General features: G+C 68.8%; 19 protein-coding genes and 1 pseudogene. 11 read left to right on the forward strand and 9 right to left on the reverse strand.

Annotation, left to right across the window (positions count from 1 at the left end; translation table 11 throughout):
* The first annotated feature begins 279 nt into the window (after positions 1-279).
* The gene (locus ACFYQQ_RS31190) at positions 280-525 is read left to right on the forward strand and encodes a hypothetical protein (RefSeq protein WP_355793044.1); all 246 of its coding nucleotides are present in this window, start codon (positions 280-282) and stop codon (positions 523-525) included.
* Between the two features lie 92 nt (positions 526-617).
* On the forward strand, positions 618-1388 hold the full coding sequence (locus ACFYQQ_RS31195; RefSeq protein WP_355793046.1) for an acetoacetate decarboxylase family protein: 771 nt from the start codon (positions 618-620) through the stop codon (positions 1386-1388).
* 172 nt (positions 1389-1560) lie between these two features.
* Here the strand turns inward: ACFYQQ_RS31195 and ACFYQQ_RS31200 are convergent, their stop codons facing one another.
* Both ACFYQQ_RS31200 and chvE read right to left on the reverse strand, forming a co-directional pair.
* On the reverse strand, positions 1561-3285 hold the full coding sequence (locus ACFYQQ_RS31200) for a SpoIIE family protein phosphatase (RefSeq protein WP_388906016.1): 1725 nt from the start codon (positions 3283-3285) through the stop codon (positions 1561-1563).
* A 156-nt stretch (positions 3286-3441) separates the two neighbouring features.
* Complete coding sequence (gene chvE / locus ACFYQQ_RS31205) at positions 3442-4530, reverse strand: multiple monosaccharide ABC transporter substrate-binding protein (protein WP_356240612.1); 1089 nt, start codon at positions 4528-4530, stop codon at positions 3442-3444.
* Between the two features lie 886 nt (positions 4531-5416).
* Here chvE and ACFYQQ_RS31210 point away from each other — a divergent pair.
* From ACFYQQ_RS31210 to ACFYQQ_RS31220, 3 genes and pseudogenes are all read left to right on the forward strand, one after another.
* On the forward strand, positions 5417-5647 hold the full coding sequence (locus ACFYQQ_RS31210) for a contact-dependent growth inhibition system immunity protein (RefSeq protein WP_355784597.1): 231 nt from the start codon (positions 5417-5419) through the stop codon (positions 5645-5647).
* 398 nt (positions 5648-6045) lie between these two features.
* Positions 6046-6535: pseudogene (locus ACFYQQ_RS31215) on the forward strand (TIGR02611 family protein).
* 250 nt (positions 6536-6785) lie between these two features.
* On the forward strand, positions 6786-7025 hold the full coding sequence (locus ACFYQQ_RS31220) for a hypothetical protein (protein WP_355784588.1): 240 nt from the start codon (positions 6786-6788) through the stop codon (positions 7023-7025).
* 38 nt (positions 7026-7063) lie between these two features.
* Here the strand turns inward: ACFYQQ_RS31220 and ACFYQQ_RS31225 are convergent, their stop codons facing one another.
* Positions 7064-8203 carry a DUF475 domain-containing protein gene (locus tag ACFYQQ_RS31225; RefSeq protein WP_356240604.1) on the reverse strand — a complete coding sequence of 380 codons (1140 nt, stop codon included), beginning with the start codon at positions 8201-8203 and terminating at the stop codon, positions 7064-7066.
* A gap of 602 nt (positions 8204-8805) precedes the next feature.
* On the opposite strand from ACFYQQ_RS31225, the gene ACFYQQ_RS31230 reads away from it, so the two are divergent.
* From ACFYQQ_RS31230 to ACFYQQ_RS31240, 3 genes are all read left to right on the forward strand, one after another.
* Complete coding sequence (locus ACFYQQ_RS31230; RefSeq protein WP_356240601.1) at positions 8806-9330, forward strand: hypothetical protein; 525 nt, start codon at positions 8806-8808, stop codon at positions 9328-9330.
* Positions 9331-9565: 235 nt separating this feature from the next.
* Entirely contained in the window at positions 9566-10099 is a 534-nt protein-coding gene (locus ACFYQQ_RS31235) for a GNAT family protein (RefSeq protein WP_355794612.1), read from the forward strand.
* 243 nt (positions 10100-10342) lie between these two features.
* Positions 10343-10555 (forward strand): hypothetical protein, encoded by a 213-nt coding sequence (locus ACFYQQ_RS31240; protein WP_355794614.1) that lies wholly within the window; start codon positions 10343-10345, stop codon positions 10553-10555.
* Positions 10556-10729: 174 nt separating this feature from the next.
* Here the strand turns inward: ACFYQQ_RS31240 and ACFYQQ_RS31245 are convergent, their stop codons facing one another.
* The 3 genes from ACFYQQ_RS31245 to ACFYQQ_RS31255 all read right to left on the reverse strand — a co-directional run bounded on the left by ACFYQQ_RS31245 (position 10730) and on the right by ACFYQQ_RS31255 (position 13834).
* Complete coding sequence (locus tag ACFYQQ_RS31245; RefSeq protein ID WP_356240598.1) at positions 10730-11857, reverse strand: hypothetical protein; 1128 nt, start codon at positions 11855-11857, stop codon at positions 10730-10732.
* 1 nt (position 11858) lies between these two features.
* Positions 11859-12905 carry a hypothetical protein gene (locus tag ACFYQQ_RS31250; protein ID WP_355794243.1) on the reverse strand — a complete coding sequence of 349 codons (1047 nt, stop codon included), beginning with the start codon at positions 12903-12905 and terminating at the stop codon, positions 11859-11861.
* A gap of 134 nt (positions 12906-13039) precedes the next feature.
* The gene (locus tag ACFYQQ_RS31255; protein ID WP_356240592.1) at positions 13040-13834 is read right to left on the reverse strand and encodes a PIG-L deacetylase family protein; all 795 of its coding nucleotides are present in this window, start codon (positions 13832-13834) and stop codon (positions 13040-13042) included.
* A gap of 568 nt (positions 13835-14402) precedes the next feature.
* Between ACFYQQ_RS31255 and ACFYQQ_RS31260 the strand changes: the two genes are divergently transcribed.
* On the forward strand, positions 14403-15323 hold the full coding sequence (locus ACFYQQ_RS31260) for an NADP-dependent oxidoreductase (RefSeq protein ID WP_355794810.1): 921 nt from the start codon (positions 14403-14405) through the stop codon (positions 15321-15323).
* A gap of 312 nt (positions 15324-15635) precedes the next feature.
* Here ACFYQQ_RS31260 and ACFYQQ_RS31265 read toward each other — a convergent pair whose 3' ends face one another.
* Together ACFYQQ_RS31265 and ACFYQQ_RS31270 are read right to left on the reverse strand one after the other, a co-directional pair.
* Positions 15636-15791: a DUF6131 family protein gene (locus ACFYQQ_RS31265; protein WP_355794809.1), complete on the reverse strand. Its 156-nt coding sequence runs from the start codon at positions 15789-15791 to the stop codon at positions 15636-15638.
* A gap of 509 nt (positions 15792-16300) precedes the next feature.
* Entirely contained in the window at positions 16301-16843 is a 543-nt protein-coding gene (locus tag ACFYQQ_RS31270) for a GNAT family protein (RefSeq protein ID WP_355786680.1), read from the reverse strand.
* Between the two features lie 231 nt (positions 16844-17074).
* Here ACFYQQ_RS31270 and ACFYQQ_RS31275 point away from each other — a divergent pair, with 231 nt between their 5' ends.
* Positions 17075-17797: a hypothetical protein gene (locus tag ACFYQQ_RS31275; RefSeq protein WP_355786683.1), complete on the forward strand. Its 723-nt coding sequence runs from the start codon at positions 17075-17077 to the stop codon at positions 17795-17797.
* 229 nt (positions 17798-18026) lie between these two features.
* Here the strand turns inward: ACFYQQ_RS31275 and ACFYQQ_RS31280 are convergent, their stop codons facing one another.
* A complete protein-coding gene (locus ACFYQQ_RS31280; RefSeq protein ID WP_355786686.1) occupies positions 18027-18302 on the reverse strand; it encodes a helix-turn-helix transcriptional regulator in 276 nt (91 codons plus the stop codon).
* Positions 18303-18364: 62 nt separating this feature from the next.
* Between ACFYQQ_RS31280 and map the strand changes: the two genes are divergently transcribed.
* The gene (gene map, locus ACFYQQ_RS31285) at positions 18365-19132 is read left to right on the forward strand and encodes a type I methionyl aminopeptidase (protein ID WP_355786689.1); all 768 of its coding nucleotides are present in this window, start codon (positions 18365-18367) and stop codon (positions 19130-19132) included.
* Positions 19133-19332: the final 200 nt, after the last annotated feature.

The raw sequence follows: 19332 nt of genomic DNA on the forward strand, positions 1-19332 counted from the left end.
CCTCCGCCTTGCAGCTGCACGCACCAGACCCCGCTCGGGTCGGCCGGGACGAACCGTCTGTCACGGCCGACCTGATCCAAACGACAGGCCCTAGATCTCACTTCGTGAACAGGAGACAGCCATACTTGGCTCTGATGGCATCGTCCACCGCCTGCCTCGCCGCCCAGCGGGCGCCGTCACCCGGATGGCGGCCCTCGGCTGACCGGCTCGGAACCGGGAAGTAGAGCCGGCCGGACGGGGTACTCGGCCGGCCCCCGCACTCAGAAAGGCCGACCGCAGATGATCAGCGAAAGCCACGTCCGGGAATTGTTCGCCGCGCAGGACGACACCGCGCTCGTCCTACTGGAGGGGCGGGCCGAGGTGGTCGACGCCACCTCCCTCGACTCCGACGACTACCGAGGAGCCGCCGTCCTGCTCACGCGCGGTGATCTCGCCGACCGTCTGGGCACGCCGACACCTTCGGAGCACGAGGTCCACGAACTGGCCGCGACCTTGGACGCGATGGCCTCGAAGACGGGCGCCTGATTTACGGCACCGGCATCACCACGGACTTCACCAGCGGGCTTCCGGCCAGGATGGACACGGGCACCCCTGAGTCCTCACGAGGGAGAACGATCGTGCGCCGTACCTTCGCCGGCCTCGCGGGCGTTCCGGACATCGACCTGAGCCCCGAGGAGATCGCCGCGCTGCCGGAGAACCGCTCACCGGCTCCCTGGGCGGTACGGGCCCGTGCCCTGTGCTGGGCACGCCGCCCCGACGCCTCGGCTCGCCGGGCCATCGAGGCGGTGGTGCCGGAGCCCGTCCGCGCGAACGCCACACCCGAACTGGTGGTGGGCGCACTGATCCACTACGAGTCGACACCGGTCGGCCCCTACGACGAGATCACCGCGGTGGTCGTCCACCGGCGCGCCGGCACCCTGTTGGCCACCGTCCCCTTCATGGCGGTCGACTCGCCGGCCGGGCTGGTCGCCGGACGTGAGAACTGGGCCCTACCCAAGACGCCCGCGGAGTTCGAGGACCTGGGCCGCCCGCGCGGCGAACAGGAACTGAGCGGAACCGTCCACGACATGTACCGGGCAGTGGCGGGCCCCGGATGGCGCATCGAGGTCGAGATGACCACCGGCCGGATCCCGCTTCCGGCGTACGTTCCACCTGTGCTGCCGCTGCTCCAACTCGGCCCCGGCGGAGAGCCGTTCATCTTCCGTGCGAGCGCGCACGGCCGAGCCCGCCGCGCCCGGCTGAGCGTCCGCGTCGACGCACCCCCGGCACTGCGTGACTGGTTCCCGGCCGGACTTCGCACCGGAGTGCTTCTGACCGACCTGCGCATCCGCCTTCCCGTGCCCACCCGCTCGACCGGTGAAGCGGGCCGGGCAGCCCGCCGCCGGTGAAGGGGCCCGCCGTTCAGGCATGTTCCCCCCCCCCCATTTCCCGGCAGGTGCGCTGGAGAGTTGAGGGCGCGGCCGCTCCGTGAACCGACTCGACACACCTCAACTGGGCTTCCCGAAGCGAGCAGTTGGGTACCTGCGGCGCCGCCGTGCCCTGTCGAACCTTGCGGCCTGCTCAGCCGCTGGGCGTACGCAGGGCCAGCATGGCGACGTCGTCGTCGTTGTCGGTCGGGCGGACCTGCTCCAGCAGGGAGTCGCAGAAGGAGTCCAGCGGGCGGTGCGCGAGAGCGGCGGCATGCCGGCGCAGCCGGTCGAGACCGTGGTCGATGGAGCGGTGCGGGGTCTCCACCAGACCGTCGGTGTAGAGCAGGAGCGTGGACCGCGGCGGCAGGACGGTGATCGCGTCGGGGCGGGCTCTGGTGAGCCCGGTCCCGAGCAGTATGCCGTGGGCGTCGTCGAGATAGCGGGTCTGGCCGTCATGGCCGACCAGCAGCGGGGGCGGGTGGCCGGCGTTCGTCCAGTGCAGCGCCCACAGCCCGTCGTCACGTCGGGCGAGGGTCGCGAGGATCATGGTGGCCATGGGGACTTCGGCGATGTGCCGTACGGCCTCGTCGAGTTGGGTGACGATGGCACTGGGGACGCTGTCGGGCTGTGACCACGCGAAGGCGCGCAGCATGTTGCGTACCTGGGCCATTCCGGCCGCGGCGTCGAGATCGTGCCCGACGACGTCGCCGATGACGAGCGCGTGGGCGCTGTCGGCCAGCGTGAAGGCGTCGTACCAGTCGCCGCCGACGGAGGAGGCGTGTGGAGCGGGCACGTAGCGTGCCGTCATCTCCACTCCCGGAACGGTGGGGAGCTGCGGCAGCAGGTGCCGCTGCATGGTCTCGGCGACCTTGCGCTGGCGCTCGTAGAGGCGGGCGTTGTCCAGCGCCAGCCCCGCCCGGCGGGTGAGGTCCTCCAGGAGCGGCAGGTCGCCCGCGGTGAAGGCGCCGGGTCGCTGGGAGCGGCCCAGCGTGAGGGCGCCGAGAACGTCGCGCAGACCCCGGATGGGCGCGATGGCGGCGGAGTGCATGCCGGTCTCGGTGAACAGGCGCTGCTGCTCGACCGCGATGCCGGAGTCGGGCGGACCCTGGTAGGTGGACGGTCCGGCGAGGGAGGAGGCCGCGCCGCGCAGAGCCCGGGACAGCGGCATAGGGGAGAGCTCAGGGACGGGAGGCATGGGGCCCTGCAGGTCGTCGCGCTGGACCAGGATGCCGTCCTTGTGCTCCATCACCAGGGCGCGCCGCACCTCGTCCCGGTCGGTGAGCAGGTCGAAGATCGCCCAGTCCGCCAGCCGGGGCACGGTCAGGGCCGCCAGTCGGTGCAGGGCCTCGTCGATGTCCAGGGTGGATGTGAGCTGGGTGGTCGTCTCCGCCAGCAGGGCCAAGCGGTCGAGTTCCGTCAGGGGCGCGGAGATCCCCTCGGCGCCCTGCGACGGTCCTTCACGCTGTACGCCGTGCAGCAACACGAGGGCGCCCGTCCTGCCCGAATCGAGTGCATAGGGTGTGACCATCCAGGACAACCCGATGAGTGTCCCGTCCCCGCGCTCGAACCACTCGGTGTCACCCTGCTCGGTGCGCCGGGTGAGCAGCGCCTTCCTCATCGCGCAGCGCGTACGGGGCATCGCGTGCCCGTGGCAGTCCCGGTGCAGCAGGTCGTGGGAATCCTGGCCGACCAGGTCCTCGGCGCTGCGGCCCAGTACGTCCCGTGCCGCGCGGTTGGCAGCGAGCATCAAGCCGTCGTCATCGACGAGGACGGCGGCCGCGTGCATGTCCTCCACCATCGTCCCGGGCAGGGCACCGGAACGCTCCTGGTGCCCGGGCACGGGGGAACCGCCCGTGTCGGCATCGGCGACGTCCATGACCCTCCTCGGTGATTACAGACCTACCCGAGTTCCCCGCAAGCCCAGATTGCATGCCCATGGTGACCGCTGTCTCGCGAGGGGTCTACCCGAAATCACCCAGCGTGACGAAACCGGTGGTGACAGCTGCTAGCTGTCACCACCGGCCCATACGGCTCAGTCCAGGTCGCTGCTGTCCACGTAGCCCGAGCCGACGAGCACGGACTTGTAGTTGCTCTTGTCGATGCTCACCGGCTGCAGGAGGTACGCGGGGACGACCTTGCGGCCGTTGTGGTAAGTCTCCTCGTCGGTGATGGCGGGCTTCTTGTCGTGCAGTACGGCGTTGACCATGTAGGACGTGATGAGCGCCAGCTTGCGGGTGTCCTTGTAGACGGTCTGGGACTGTTCACCCGCCTTGATCGACTTGATGGAGGGAATCTCGGCGTCCTGCCCGGTCACCAGGGGGAGAGGTTTGCCCGCGGTGCCGTAGCCGTGCTTCTTGAGCGCTCTGATGACACCGAGCGACATGCCGTCGTACGGGGACAGGACGGCGTCGATACGCTTTCCCGCGTAATCGGCGTCGAGGATTCTGTTCATTCTCTTCTCTGCCAGCACGCCGTCCCAGCGGCGGGTGGTGACTTCATCGAGTTCGGTCTCACCGGACCTGACGATGAGGTCGCCCTGTGCGATGTAGGGCTTGAGGATGTCCATCGCGGCCTTGAAGAAGAAGCGGGTGTTGTTGTCGTCCGAGGACCCGGCGAAGAGCTCGACGGTGAACGGGCCCTTGCCGGTGCCGTTGACCAGGCCGAGTCGTTCGGCGATGAAGAGGGCCTGCTGCTCCCCGACTTCCTCGTTGTCGAAGGACGCGTAGTAGTCGACGTTCTCGGTGTCCAGTATGAGCCGGTCGTAGGAGATCACGGGTATGCCGGCGTCGCGCGCCTTGTCCAGCACGCCCTTGAAGGCGTGGCCGTCGACCGACGCGATGACCAGCGCGTCGACTCCCTCGGAAATCATGTCCTTCACCTGCGAAACCTGGGTCTTGGGGTCGTCGTCGGCGTATTTCAGCGTGGACTTGTAGCCGAAGACCTTGAGGTTCTTGACCATGTCCTGGCCGTCGTTGATCCATCGCTCGGACGTCTTGGTGGGCATGGCGATGCCGATGGAGACGGTGCCGTCGTCTCCTTCGCCGGTGCTGTCGCCGCATGCGGAGAGGGAGAGGGCCAGGACGGTGGAGAGGGCCGCAGCTACGGTGGTGCGGGCGCGCATGCTCATCGTTCCTCACGGGGGTGACTGACGGTCAGCGGGGCTCATGAGCCGTGAAAGGGAGGCCGGATGTCCTCGCCCGTTCCGCTGCGTCGGGGAGGCTTTACGGAGGGGGTCACAGGCGTATGACGCCATGACGGATTCCGCCGTGCGTCATCGCCCGTGCCGGAAGCCGACCCTATCTCGACGTGCGGCAACCGGATACTGTTTCTTCACGAAAGCAGCATCGGAAGTGAGTTGCGAAGGCGACCGCATCAACTGGTTGTCGAGTCAAGGCTGTTCAGGCCCTGATGATGTTCGAAATGACGAACAGGGCGGCGCTGTCGTCCTGTTCGCAACCGCACCGCACCAACAATTCCACGCCGCCCGTTTCGCGTCGTATTTCCCGAGGGTCATAAGGGCTATGGCCGCCGGTCCCGCACCCACTGCTTCCGCCTCCGCAAACGACGGCCGTGCCGGTACCGCCGGGCCACTCGTCCCGCACCGGTCACGTTGTCAGTGGCGCGGGATACGCTCCGACCTGGAGGCCGGACGGAGATCGTGAGGGACTCGCGGCCATGGGGGGTGGGTCGGACAGGCCCCGGCAGCGGCTCGGGCCTGGAGATGTGATGCCGCGTATCCACCCCCCCCACATCTCCGGGTGAGCGAAGGGCGCGACAGTCCTCCCGGCGGAAGGTGATGCGCTGCTCAGAGGAGGGCGAGGGCGGGGCTGAGGGCTCCTGGCATGTGATGGATCGGTCTCGCCGTCTTGAAGGGGACTGAGCCCTCGCATGAGCTCCAGCCTCTACGAGAGAATCCTCTGGTGACCGTATCCATCGACCGTAGCCGGTCCCTTGAGGAGCTTGAGCGTGACCGCTGGCCGGCGCCCCCACCGGACGCCACGCGTCTCATGGCGACGGCCCATGCCCTGCGGAGCCGGCCGGTCGGGACTCTGACCGTTGAGGACCTACGCCTGCTGATCGGGCAGAACATCGGGCTGACTGTGCTGCTCCCGCTCGCAGTGGAGGTGCTTCACGACGACCCGCTGGCCGAAGGTCATATGGGCGAGGGTGACTTGCTGCGAGCAGTTCTGGCCAGGGCCCCGGCGGTCTGGAGCGTTCACCGGGACCTCGCGAGTTAACTGACCCACATCGTGGACGGCCTCTCCGACCTCCCGCCATACCTGCGAAACGCGGTCGAGAGGTTCGCGGATGTCGTCCCTCAAAGCCGGTGCTGAACTGAGCGCAAACGGTTCGGTTGCCGCTTGGCTGTGCTGACAGGCTCCGACGCTGGACGGCAAAACGTGTCGACGCGGCCTCGCCGCTCGCTCCGGGCCCGAGGCTGCCGTCGACGGGAGTATCGGGCCGGAGGAGTCTGTACGGCGGCTTACCCAGTCTCCGCCTGATATGCGATATCCGCCAGTGCAGTTGTAAGAATTCGAGAAACAATCGCTGAGCATCCGGAGCTGTGACGTCTTGATGTGCGCGGGAACTGACAGTGACCATTTGGATCTCGATTTTTCGAGAGTAACTTGTGTGTATGAAGGCGACTGGGAGTGGAGACAATCAGCCCCGTGATTCTGCGGGCTTGTGTTCCACGGCGACTCAGGAGCCGCGGCGTCGGCCGACCGGACCGGTCGAGGGCGACGCTCGGGACCCGCCCGAGGGGAGAGCCCTCGGCTCCCGGGCCCCGGCGCGGATCAAGCGCTCGAAGGTGCTGCACACGGTCTGGAAGGTCGGCGTCTTCTTCGTCGGCCTGGCCGTGGTCGGCGCAGGCATCGTGCTGTTGCCGCTGCCCGGGCCCGGGTTGGCTGGTGATCTTCGCCGGCGTGGGTGTATGGGCAACGGAATTCGTCTGGGCCCAACTCCTGTTGCGGTGGGTCAAACGGAAGATCACCAACGCCGCCCGGAAAGCCCTGGACCCTGCGGTGCGGCGCAGGAACCTGCTCATCACGGCACTCGTGGTGGTCGTTCTCGCCGCGGCGATATCCCTGTGGGTGTGGAGGTTCGGGTTCTTCGTCATGCTGTAGAGGTGCGGACGTCCGGTTCGGACAGCCGAGAACCTGGGGCGACCACGCGCAACAGCCGATTCCGGGGACTCCGGCGACCATGCTCAACGCTGGTGCCCTCAAGGAGACTGAGTTCGTTCGGCCCTGGGCGACAAGCGGACGGCGGGTGAATCAGTCGGAAGTGGCGCCGTATACGTGACGAAGTCCGGTGCCCTGTGCGCCAGTTGAGGTGTATGCCATGCGACCTGCATTGAGGTCCCTGAAAATTGCGATGAGGCGCCTGCGCGCGGCGATCGACCTCGCGCCGGTCGCCAGGTCCCTGCGCTGTGCCGGCGATGCCTTCCAGTACGGCTACGGCTGGTCGGCCTACGCGGCTGATCCCCGTCTGTACGGCTGGCCCGGCACGATGTGCGCCACGCCTCTCGAGCCCGGCGCCGACCTCGCACGCGGCGTGGTCCCGTCCCAGTTGCCCATCCCGAGGCAGCGGCGGTCTCTTGAGACGGTCAACTGACCTGCTGCCACCGGCGCCGTGCTGGAACGGCGTTTCGCTCAGGGCTGTTGGTGTGGCACGGAACCCTGCTCGCCGTCGTCGCCGCCCGCCGCGGCGAGGGCCCTGTTCCTGCGGACCGACGACCAGAACGACCAGCCGATCAGCACCACGCCGACGAGACCGGTGATCACCTCATTGATCTCGTACTGAATGGTGACGAGCAGGATGATCGACAGCGCGCCGATTGCGTAGTGCGCGCCGTGCTCCAGGTACACGTAGTCGTCCAGGGTACCTTGGCGGACCAGGTACACGGTGAGTGACCGTACGTACATGGCGCCGATCCCGAGACCCAGGGCCATCAGCACGATCTCGTTGGTGATGGCGAACGCGCCGATGACTCCGTCGAAGGAGAAGGAGGCGTCGAGCACTTCCAGATACAGGAACATGAAGAACGCGGCCTTGCCCGCTAGGACGACTGCGGATGCCGGCTTCCCGGCCCGGGCAGCCTCTTCCTCCTCCTCGTGCTCGCGTTCTTCCTGCTCCTCCAGCCTGTTCTCGAAGAAGCCGGAGAGCCCTCCGACGACGAGGTACGTGATCAGGCCCGCCACACCGGCGAGCAGGACGGTCTCCGCCTTGTCGGCATGACCGGCGTGCTGGTGCGCCCGCGTGGCGAAGGTGAGTGCGGTGGCCAGCAGAACGATCAACGCGACGCAGATGGACAGCATGTCGACCTTGCCGAGCTTGGCGGCCGGCCGCTCGATCCAGCGCAGCCACTGGATGTCACGGTCCTCCAGGATGAAGTCGAGGAAGATCATCAACAGGAACATGCCACCGAAGGCGGCGATCGCCGGATGGGCGTCCGTCACCAGCTCCTTGTACCTGTCGGGGTCGTTGAACGACAGGTCGATGGCTTCGATGGGCCCGAGCTGCGCGCTGATGGCGACGATGACGACGGGGAAGATCAGCCGCATACCGAAGACGGCGATGAGTACGCCGACCGTCAGGAAGATCTTCTGCCAGAAGGCACTCATCTTCTTGAGGATTCCGGCGTTGATCACTGCGTTGTCGAATGACAGCGAAACTTCCAGGACCGCCAGGATCGCGACGATGCCGAAAGCCTGCCAACCGTCGTAGAAGACTGCCGCGACCAGACCGAGGACGGTGATCGCGAGCGACCAACCGAAGGTTCTCAGAAGCACTGGTCTTCCTTTCATGAAGACGGCCTGCGGCCATTCAGGCGAGGGTCCCTCGTGCCGGGGGCTTACGGCACCACCGCCCAGGAAGTCTAGATCTACGGCCACAAATCGGTTGCTCACCGACACTCGGAGCGACCGCCCCGCCGCCTGGTGGCGCCGGGAGCCCGGAGGCGTCGAAGGCCACGTCAACAACCCGCTGGACGGGGCGGGGACACCGATGGCCGCACCGCTCAGCCGACGCCGGCCGTCAGCGCGCCCGATTCCGCACACGGATGCCTTCCGCCCTGCCCAGGAATTCACGACCATGCCCAGGCGGCGAAATGAGCGGCGCTGCGACGGTGGGACACTGGTGCGTATCCGCGAGGTCTGACCTTCCCGAAACTCTCGTGGCCGTCTCTGCGAGAAATGCGTGCGGGCGGGCGAGGGGCGAACAGCGCCGCTCCCACGCGGACAGGTGAATCCGCGGGAGCACAGGATCTCGTACGTATGCCCAGGGAGAGTTCGCCCCACCAGCACTCGCGGAGGCGTCCCTGCACTCCGACCGACACGGCGCCGAGTCCGGCGAGACGGCGCCCGACCCGCCCACGGAGCCCGAACGACGTCGCGTGCCGGTGAAAGCCTGGCTGCAGCCGGCGCTCATCGGTCTGACCGTCCTGGCGGCCTTCATCGCCGCCTACATAGGCCTTCAGCGGGACCCGCAGCCCCACGGTCTTCCGGTCGCGGTGGCAGGCACCCGGCTCGCCCACGAGGTGGGTGACGCGTTGGGGCCCAGCGCACACATCGTCGGGGTCGCCGACCCGGCCGCCGGGCGACAGGCGCTCGATCGCCGCGAGGTCGTGGCTTCGCTGAGTCAGGGAGCCGGCAATGCCGACGACACCTTGCATCTCGAAGTCGCGGGAGCCAATGGGCAGTCAACCACCGCCATCGCCACGGGACTTGTCCGCATGTACGCACAGGAGACCGGTCAGCGCTTGACCGTCGCCGATGTCATCTCACCCGTGCTGCCTCCCGGCGCAGCTGTCCGCGCCGTCGGCAGCCTCAGGTATTTCAGGGGCACTCCGATGATCACGCTCGCCATCTGGGCGGTCGGGGCTGCCCTGTTGGTGGCGGCCAAGCCGAAGTCGTCCTGAACTCGGGGACCTGCTTGAGCATGGTGCGTGCTGCCGTGCGTACCGCCGACCGAACGTGACGACTCGCGGCATACGGCGAACGCTCGCGCGCCGTGCGGTGTGTCAGGGGCGGCCCCATCCCCAACGGACGTCGCTGGAGCGACGCGGGTGACCACCGCGTACCATCGAACGCGACTCCCGTTGGAATCCTGCGTACCTGCTCACCCACCGCAGCTGACCAGACAGCAGAACACCCTTGAACACCACGTCGATTCGTCTGGTCGAGCCCTCAGACGGTCCCGTGCTGGCGGGCTTGCTCGCCCGGGACAAGCAGGCGTATGTGCGTTGGCTGCCTGCGAGGCCCGCAGAGTTCTACACGCCTGACGGCCAAGCGTCGGTCATCGCCTCCCTGCTGGCGTCTCACGCACAAGGGCTCGCATGGCCAGGAGTCGTGGTCTCCGAGGGCAACGTCATCGGGCAGGTCACCATCAGCTCCATCCTGCGCGGCCCGTTCCAGAAGGGGTTCCTCGGCTACTGGGTCTCTTCCCTCCATCAAGGGCTCGGGCACACCGGCCGTGCGGTCGGCCTCGCGCTGCGGGTCGCCGAAGACGAACTCGACCTGCATCGCCTGGAAGCACACACCCAGTTGGAGAACCTCGCCTCACAGGCGATCCTCCGCAAGCACGGATTCCGCTCCTGGGGCATCGCCCACGAACACTTCTACGCCGACGGCGCCTGGCGCGACGAGGTGTTCTGGGAGAGGAACCTGACCGGCAGGACTCCTTCCTAGTAAGAGGGCGGTCCCCGTCCGGGGGCGGTCCGATCCTCAAAACGCCCTTGCCGGGTGATCGGTGTCTCTCTTTCTTGCCGAGCGCGACCTCGGGGCCGATGGACTCCCATCAAGGCACGAAGGTGCGGGCGGCGGCGGATGGAGGGACGGCAGCACCGCTGCGATCAGGCATTCAATGGCCGCCGTGCACCCGTCCCGAAGCAGGCGCACCCTGGAGGTACGAACGCAGCTCGGAGGTGCGCGATGGCCTATCACGAGGGGAGCCCGTGGCGGGAGCCGCGGACGACGCCCCCATCCAAGGGCCGGGTCCTGCTCGGCTGCCTCGTAGCCCTTGCTCTCGTCGTCGTGCTCGCCATTCTGGAGATCGAGGCGGCGGCGGTCATCGTGGGGCTGGCCCTGATCAGCGGATTCATCCTGGTCATCGGGACGAAGGTCAGCGGGCGTCGTAGTCCGTAGTCCTCGGCCGTCGCTCACGGGGCCGCGCGGGGGAGTGACGTCACGCCCTCCGCTGTGAGTTCGACAGGACGGGGTTCTGCGCGTGGCCGGCCCTGCCGCCCTTGAGAGCCCCGGGACACCGCGGCGTACGTAAGTGAGGCTCCCCGCGCTTGGACGGCGCTGCGACCGCTCCTCTCAGCCGAACCGCAGGACGCGTGGTGCGAAGGTGCCCTCAGGACCGTCGGCGCGCCCGACCGACCACACCGTGGCCGTGCCGGGCACCGGCGCCAGGCGGAGCACCCGGGAGGCACCCTCTCCGGCCACCCCCGGTTCCAGGTACTCGGTGAACGAATCCCCGTTCCGGGCAAAGAACGCAGGCCCAGGAACAAGCGGAGGATAGCTACCGGCCGGCCCCCATTTCTGCGACCCGGCCACCGAGACCCAGCCCAGCGTGCCGGACGGGGTGGGCGCGAGTGAGCTGATCGAACCGAAGTCGGTGGGCACCGGCACCTTGCTCCACGACTGCCCGTCCCAGCGGGCCAGCAGCGGCGGAATCGGCTTCCCCACGGGGCCGCCGACGAATCCGGCCGTGCCACCCGCCCAGACCTCCGTCGGCGAGACCGCGAGCACGCTGCTCACGGCCGACTGCGGAAACGCGTCCACGACCGACTGCCGCCACGCCTGACCGTCCCAGTGGGACACGACCGCGCCCGAGTCGGCGGCGCCCGCGGCCCAGACGTCGTCGGCCGCCAGGATGTGGAGGCCGTACACGTAGCCCGGCGGCACCGGGACGTCACGCCAGCCGCGGCCGTCCCAGCGCAGCAGCACCTGCGCGCCGGCGCGGGAACCGATGAGCCAGGTCTCACCTCCTCCGGCGACGGCCCTGGTCAGTACGACACCGCGCGGCGGCCGGCTCTCGGACCAGGTCTGGCCGTCGAAGCGGAGCAGGCGGGCACCACCCGCCGAGTCACGGCCGACCGCCCAGCCGGAGGTGGACGAGGTCGCGGCGACGGACAACAACTCGCCCTGCCAGCCGACGCCGGGCAGGCTCTGGCGCTGCCAGGCGGTTCCGTTCCACCGCAGGACGAGTGGGAAGCCCGGAGCCTCACGGCCGACGGCGTCGGCTCCCACCGCCCACGCCCGGTCCGGGGAGAAGGCCACGGCTTCGTTCAGCCCGGCCTGCGGGCGTACCTCCGGCGGGACCGGAACGTGCTGCCAGGACGGCGTCTCCGCCGCGAGCGAGGCGGAGGCCCCAGCGGGAGAGAGGAGGGCCAAGGCGGTCATGGCGGCGGTTAGAGCCGTGACCAGAAATCGGCGTGCCATGTCAGCCTCCCAGCCGCTCACTCATCAGGTTCGGTTTCGAGCCGTAGATCTCGGTCCCGAAGGACAGCAATGACGATCCGCAGGCCGCCAGCGCACGTGGCTTCACGTCGATGGCGTTCGCGCGTTCCGGTCCGTAGGAGAAGGTGGTGCGGAGGCCGTCCACCCGCCCGTACTTCGACTGGAACGCGCGGTCGCTGCGTACGGGCAGCCACAGCGCGCCGTCCGGGCCGCGCACCATGCCCTCGGTATAGGTGTCGCCCAGTGGGGGATGCGTGGTGCGCCAGGCGTGCCCGTTCCAGGTCATCAGGTAGGTACGGGCCGCACCGTCGACGTACTGGCTGCCGCCGATCGTGACGCGTCCCGACGGTTCGACCAGGATTGTGTGGACGTTGCTGTCCGGCGGGAGCGGTACATTCGCGTCCCGCCACTTCACCCCGTCCGAGCGCAGGACGGCAGGGCCGGTGCTGGTGTCCGCCCATGCCCAGACGTCGCCGGCGGTGCGAGCGGTGACGCCCATCAGGTACAGGACGCCGTCCGGGGTGGACTGAGTGGTCCAGCCGGACCCGTCGTAGTGCAGGACCTTGAGACCGGTCTCGTCCTCGCCTACCACCCACGCGGCGCCCGGTACCGCGGCGAAGTCCTGGTAGGTCCACAAGGTCGTCGGCAAGGGGACGGCACTCCAGCCCTCGGCGGACCGGCGCAGGATTTCGCCGGCACCGGCACGGTTGTGGAAGATCCACGTCTCCTCGCCGACGAACTGGACCTTTCCGAGCCAGCCCGGCTCACCGGAGCCTGGGAACGTCGTGTCGCGGCTCCATGCCGTGCCGTCCCACCGGTACGACATCGGCCGCAGTCCGTCGGCAGCGTGTTCGTAGCCGGTCGCCCACGCCTCGCCGGGACCGCGAGCGGCGAGATCGGACACGGTCACCGGCGGGACGGCCGCGGGCACGGGCAACGCCGACCAACTCGGTGTCGCGGCCGAGGCCGGCGAAGCCACCGCGGTACACGCGAGGACAAAAGCGACGATGACCGTACGGAGACCCTTCACGAGACCTCCCTGGGACGCGAGGGCCGCTCAGCCTAGAGGCGTCCACCACAAGTGAACAGACGGAACACGGCCTGTCAGTTGTGGCAGGACGTCCGGGGCGCGGGCGTCGATGTAGCGGTTGGCGCGAGTGCGTGTCAGGGCCCCAGGCGCCGCGAACCGGGCGCATCCGGAAGGGGGTGGAGGCGGCTGAAGTATTCGGTGCCGAGGATGTGGGCGCGGGTGGCCTCGTCGAGGCGGGACAGCAGTGCGGGCAGCGGCCGTTCACCCGCCAGCTGGCTGTGGTGGGAGCGGATCGCGGCCCACTTCTGATCAAGCCAGGCGCTTACGTCCACGGTTGCGCTCGCGTACTCGTCGGGAACGCTCAGCAGCGTCTTGCCAACCCCTTGCAGGAGTGGCCGCAGGGCGCCGATTCCGGAATGGGGATGGGTTGCCGCGTAGAGGGCGCTGACCCGACACGGTGGCCCGGCCTCGGGATGGAGATCAGCGAGAGCGGCGGCCTCCACCGCAAGGAGCGTCACCTGGTGGGTGCGCCGATGGTCGGGGTGACCGGTGAGCTGGCCCAAGGCATCGTGGGTCACGACGACGGTGGGTCGGAACTGCCTGATCTGCATCACCACTTGACCGACGGCCTCGTCCAGGTCGAGGTCGCACCACCGGGGCCGTCCGGGTGCCGAGTCCTCGTCGCGGGCGTCGCCGTAACCGAGCATCCGCGGCGTGCCCGCGCCCAGGACGGCGAGCGCACCGGCCAGTTCGGCGGCCCTCGGGGTGTCCGGCGCCCAGGTCGCGGTGACGACCGCCACACGGGAACCGGAAGCCGCGTGCCGGGCGAGCACACCGCCGGCCAGCAGGCTCTCGTCGTCGGGGTGCGCGAACACCCCGAGGATGGAGGGGAGTTCCGAATCCGGATACGGCGAGGCCGGTGTGGTCACGGAGGATTCCTTCTCACGGCTTGGGCGGGGTGGGGAAGGGCGGGTCCGTTTGGTCGCGCCACGGGGTCCGGAGGCCGATGTTGTCACCGCGCATCCATCACGCCGCCGTCTGCTCAGCGACAGCCACAGCGACAGCGTCAGCTACAGAGGCAGAGACGTCGACGAGCCATTGCCGAGCGTAGGTGCCGCCTCTCCCGTTGGCTCGGAATATTTGCCTGCGCTGCCCGGCGGGCTCGGCCAAATGGCCGGGAGGTGACTCGCTGCCGCAGCGTCCGGATCGGTGTCCGTTTTCGAGTGCTTCACGGCGTGAACGAGGCGGCGCCGACGCACCCCGCTCGGCATGGTTGGAGGCATACATCCACGTGGCTTCCGAGTCGGAAAGGGCAGGAAAGCAGGGGTCCCGGCACGCTCGTGCACGAGGCGTGGCGCCCTACCCCCAGGGACTGCGTGCGGCCCGTGCGAGCGGCTCGCCGAGGCGGGACACTGAGGGTGGGCAAAGACGGCAGAAGGGTGTTGACCGACCTGGTCGAGGTCGGCGGCGCCAAGGTACTCGGAGAGAGAGGGAACCATGCTCGCCATCACCGCCCAGGACCGGGAGGCCGGAGTCAGCGGGCTGACCCTGACCGACCTGCCCCGTCCTCATGCCGCCGAGAACGACGTGATCGTCCGGGTGTGTGCCGCGGGGTTCACGCGCGGAGAACTCGACTGGCCCGCCACCTGGACCGACCGCGCCGGCCGCGACCGCACCCCGAGTGTGCCCGGGCACGAGGTCTCGGGTGTCGTGACGGACCTCGGCTACGGAACCACCGGCCTCACCGTCGGACAGCGCGTGTTCGGGCTCACCGACTGGGCACGCGACGGCTCACTGGCCGAATACGTCGCCGTCGAGGCCCGGAACCTCGCCCCGCTCCCGGCAGACGTCGAGCACACGGCCGCGGCCGCGCTCGTGATCTCCGGGCTGACCGCCTGGCAGGGGTTGTTCGTCCACGCCCGCATCGCGACCGGCCAGACGGTCCTCGTCCACGGCGCGGCAGGCGGTGTCGGGTCGATCGCCGTGCAACTCGCGCGCGAGGCGGGAGCCCGCGTGATCGGGTCCGGTCGTACCGCCGACCGGGAAACGGTCCTCGCTCTGGGCGCGCACGCCTTCCTCGACCTGGGGGCGGACCCCCTGGAGAACGCCGGAAAGGTCGACGTCGTATTCGACGTCATCGGTGGTGACATCCTCGACCGCTCGGCCGCGCTCGTGCGCGACGGTGGCACTCTCGTCACCATCGCCCAGCCACCCACGGTCCGGCCTGAGGATGGACGGGCGGTCTTCTTCGTCGTGGAGCCCGATCGCGCCCAGCTTTCCGACCTGGCGGAACGGCTGCGCGCGGGCCGCCTCCAAGTGCGGGTGGGTGAGGTGCGGCCATTGGCCGAGGCGGTCGCGGCCCTGGCTTCCGGGCGACGTGGGGGCGGTAGGACGATCATCCGCGTGGGAGAGGACTGAGGGGATCGCCCGGCCGTTCGACCGGCATCACGGCAACGGCCAGCTTGCTCGACCGGCACCACGCCAACGGTCAGGTCGCTCGACCGGCACCACGCCAAGGATCAGGTCGCTCGACCCGCGTCACGGCAACGGCTTCCGAGCCGTGGCCCGATGGCCGCGAAGGTCCGCGATGTGGCCGTCTCAGGCGCTTCGCCACGCCACGGAACGAGAAGATCCGCAAAGAGTACGGCGCCGGTCGCCTCCGCCCCGGCAGGGACAGTGACGACCGGCGCCGCCCCCGAGAAAGGGGGAGGTCCTGCTTGCTACGGCAGGTCACCAATAGTGCTTGCGGCCCGCCACCGCGTGCCCCATGGAGCCCATGATCCACAGGATCGCGCCGATGACGGCGAGGATGATCCCGATCGTCCACAGGATCGATATTCCGGTGAGGAATCCGATGATCAGAAGAATGACGCCGATGAGAAGCATGGCCGCCTCCTGCGCGGAGTAGTGCTGCTCCCTACCGTGTACCCCGAAAATCGCAACCTTGACGGAGTACAGCCCTACTTCGAGCACACCTGATTTCCACCCCGGGGCCGTGCTGACTCCGCCTGGGGCGCGCGTGAGCCGTGAGGTCTACGGCGGGCAGCCAAGATCGACCCACGCGTGACCTACGTAGCCGGCGGGCGGACCGGGGCCGGGTCAGGGCGCGATGTGGATGCGATGCGATGCGGTGTGGTGCCGGCGGTGCCGAGTCGCGTTGTCGTCGGCCTGAAAGGGTCCCCCGCGGACGGCACGTCCGCCCGGACGCGGCCCAGTGGCGCCCGGGGCTCCGGTCTCGACGCAGGGTCACGTGTGGGACGACGGAGCCCTCCTGGTCCCTGCCCCGCTCTGGTCCCGACTCCGCCCTGGTCCCGACTCCGTCCTGGTTCCGGCCCCGTCCTGGTACCGGCCCAGCGGGGAGCGCGCCGTGCTGCGGATGGCCGGGGCGCGGCGGCCTAGCTCACCGGGTCCGGCTTGTAGTCCCGGGCCAACAGGCCGAGCAGCACTTCATCGAGGAACTCGCCCATCACCCAGGCCGAGGAGCGCAGTACGCCTTCGCGGACGAAGCCGTTGCGTTCCGCGGCGCGCAGCATCGACGGGTTGTCCGCCAGCGTCTCGATCTGGAGCCGGTGCAGGCCGCGTACGACGAAACCGTAGTGGCACAGCACCGCGACCACGTCCGTGCCGTAGCCCTTGCCTCGCGAGGACGGCAGCAGGCCCAGTCCGATGTGCGCGGAGCGGCTGTGATTGTCGATGCCCCACAGGTTCGCGGTGCCGATCAGCGTGCCGCCGTCGAGTTCGACCACGGAGAACGGGACGTGCCCGTGCTCGTTGTCGTCCACGACGAGCCGCGGGTCCTTCGCGCCGGGCGTGATTGGTCGCCACGGACCGCTCTCGGCCCGCGAGGCGTTGACCACGTCGTCGTAGAGCTCGCTGTGCAGGACCGGAATGTCGTCCTCGTACCGGGCCCTGAGCCCGACCTTGCTACCCCTCAGCATGCGAGATTCCTATCCGAGTGGAACCTGCGGCGGCAAGCGATTAAAGGATCACGCCGGGCCTCCGTTGTGGCGCGCGCCACTTGAGGGCCGTACAACCAAAGCGTCGATCTCTGATCGTTACGCCAAGCGACCTTAACGCGCTGGCAAAAGCCGCTGGTTGTGGGCTTTGATTCGGCTCGGCGCGTTCAGAATCGTGGACGCGCCCATGGATGCAAAAGGGTGGGAACGAACGTGAAGTCAGCTCTGGGTCGCGTGCTGGTTGGTGTCGGTATGGCGGCGGCGCTCACCGCGACGGCCGCTTGTAGTGGCCAGGACACCGACGACAAGAGCAGCGGGTCGAGGAAGCCTGCTGCCAAGGCATCGGCATCGCCTGCGGCCCAGGAAGGCCTGAAGCCCCTCACCAAGGCGCAGTTGACGAAGGCCGCGATCACCAAGGCGGATGTGAAGGGGTACCGCGTCGGCAACACGCCCGACGACGAGATCCCGGAGGTGAGCGTGCCCGCGAAGCCGGCCGGCTGCCAGGCCATCGCCGACCTGTTCCTGCTCGGCACCGAACCTGACGCGGCGGCACGGGTGTCCCGTTCGCTCACGAGCGAGAAGCAGACCGACGCCACGCTGGTGCGGATGGGTCTGCTCGCCCACAAGGAGGCGGACGCCAAGAAGGTGGTTGCCGACCTGCGCGCGCAAAGCAAGAAGTGCACCTCCTACGAGCACACCGACTACCAGTACACGGGCATCAAGTCGCTCACGGCCCCGGACTTGGGCGACGAAGCGGTGGCGTACTCGATGACGGGTGCGATCGACGGCAACAAGATCCCGATGAGCTACACGATCGTGCGCAGCGGTTCGACGCTGGTCGTCATCTACGCGATGGACGCGCTCGGCGGAAAGGCCCCCGAGGCGCCGGTCAGTGTCCTGAAGGCCCAGGTCGCCAAGGTCGAGAAGACCGCCTGACAGCAACCTGATCCCGGCTACGGGCCTTGACCCGCGGTGAGCACTCCCGCGGTACACGGCCACGCCCGAGAGGCCCCGATCTGCTCACGCCGAGCAGACCGGGGCCTTTTCGTCGCTGTAGGCGGAGTTGGGCGGTGTGCGGCCTGCTGTGTGCTTGATCGAGCCGCCGGGCGCGGCCCAGGCGCACGGCGTCGGTAACGACCGGAGACAGACGGCGCGCGCCCGTCTGTCACGCCGACATGGCCTGCTCGTCGCCCTCGGTGTCCTGCGCGCAGGCGCCGGCGAGGTCGTCCAGGGACAGATGCAGTGCGTGGGCCAGGGCGGCCACGGTGAAGAACGCCGGGGTGGGGGCCCGGCCTGTCTCGATCTTGCGCAGTGTCTCGGCGGACACCCCCGCGGCGGCCGCCACGTCCACCATGCTGCGGTCACCGCGGGCCTGCCGCAGCAGGGCCCCGAAGCGTTCTCCGCGGAGCCGCTCTTCCGGGCTCAAAGGAACTCTCACCATGCCCGTGATACTAATACCGGTATAAGTATTGGGCAACGCCGCATCGCGAGGAGTCACGGCACATGGTGGAGATCAAGACCGACACGGCACTGGAGGCGATGCGAGAAGCGGGGCGCGTGGTGGCCCAGGCACTCGCGGCCTCCCGCGACGCGGCGGCCGTAGGAGTCCGCATGCGCGAACTCGACGAGGCCGCCCGCACCGTGCTCACGAAGGCCGGAGCGCGTTCCCCGTTCCTCGGATACCAGCCCTCCTTCGCGCCGATCCCCTTCCCGGCGGTGATCTGCGCCTCGGTCAACGACGCCGTCGCGCACGGCATCCCGGGCGACTACCGCCTGCGTGACGGAGACCTGGTGAGCATCGACTGCGGAGCCGAACTCGACGGCTGGACGGGCGACGCCGCGATCAGTTTCATCGTCGGCACGCCTCGGCCCGTCGACCTCGAACTCATCGCGGCCACCCAGCAGGCCCTGGACGCCGGTATCGCCGCCGCCACCGTCGGCCATCGCATCGGTGACATCTCCCATGCCATCAGCACGGTCGCCCGTAAGGCGGGCTGCGGCATGCCGTCCGACTTCGGCGGTCACGGCATCGGCCGGCAGATGCACGAGGACCCCCACGTCCCCAACCACGGACGACTGGGCCGCGGCTTCCCCATGCGCCACGGCCTCACCCTCGCCATCGAACCCATGCTGATGGCCGGAGGGCACAACGACTACCGCACCGACCGAGACGGATGGACCCTGCGCACGGTCGACGGCAGCCGAGCCGCCCACCTCGAGCACACCATCGCCGTCACCGAGGAGGGTCCCCGCATCCTCACGCTGCCGTGACTGGCGGCCCGCGCCCGTCCGAGGCCTCCGGCTCCGGCTCCGGGCACGACTGCCGCGTGGTCTACGGAACCCGGGGCGTTGAGCTCGTCCGCGAAGAGGCGCAGAGAGCGGCAGTCACATGCTGTGCGAGGTGGTCCGGGTCACCGGTGCCGGGACTTCGGGCTTCGGTCCCTCAGTCGTCGCCATTTGAACTCCGCCGT

The organism is Streptomyces sp. NPDC005496 (assembly GCF_042872045.1).
Lineage (GTDB): Bacteria > Actinomycetota > Actinomycetes > Streptomycetales > Streptomycetaceae > Streptomyces.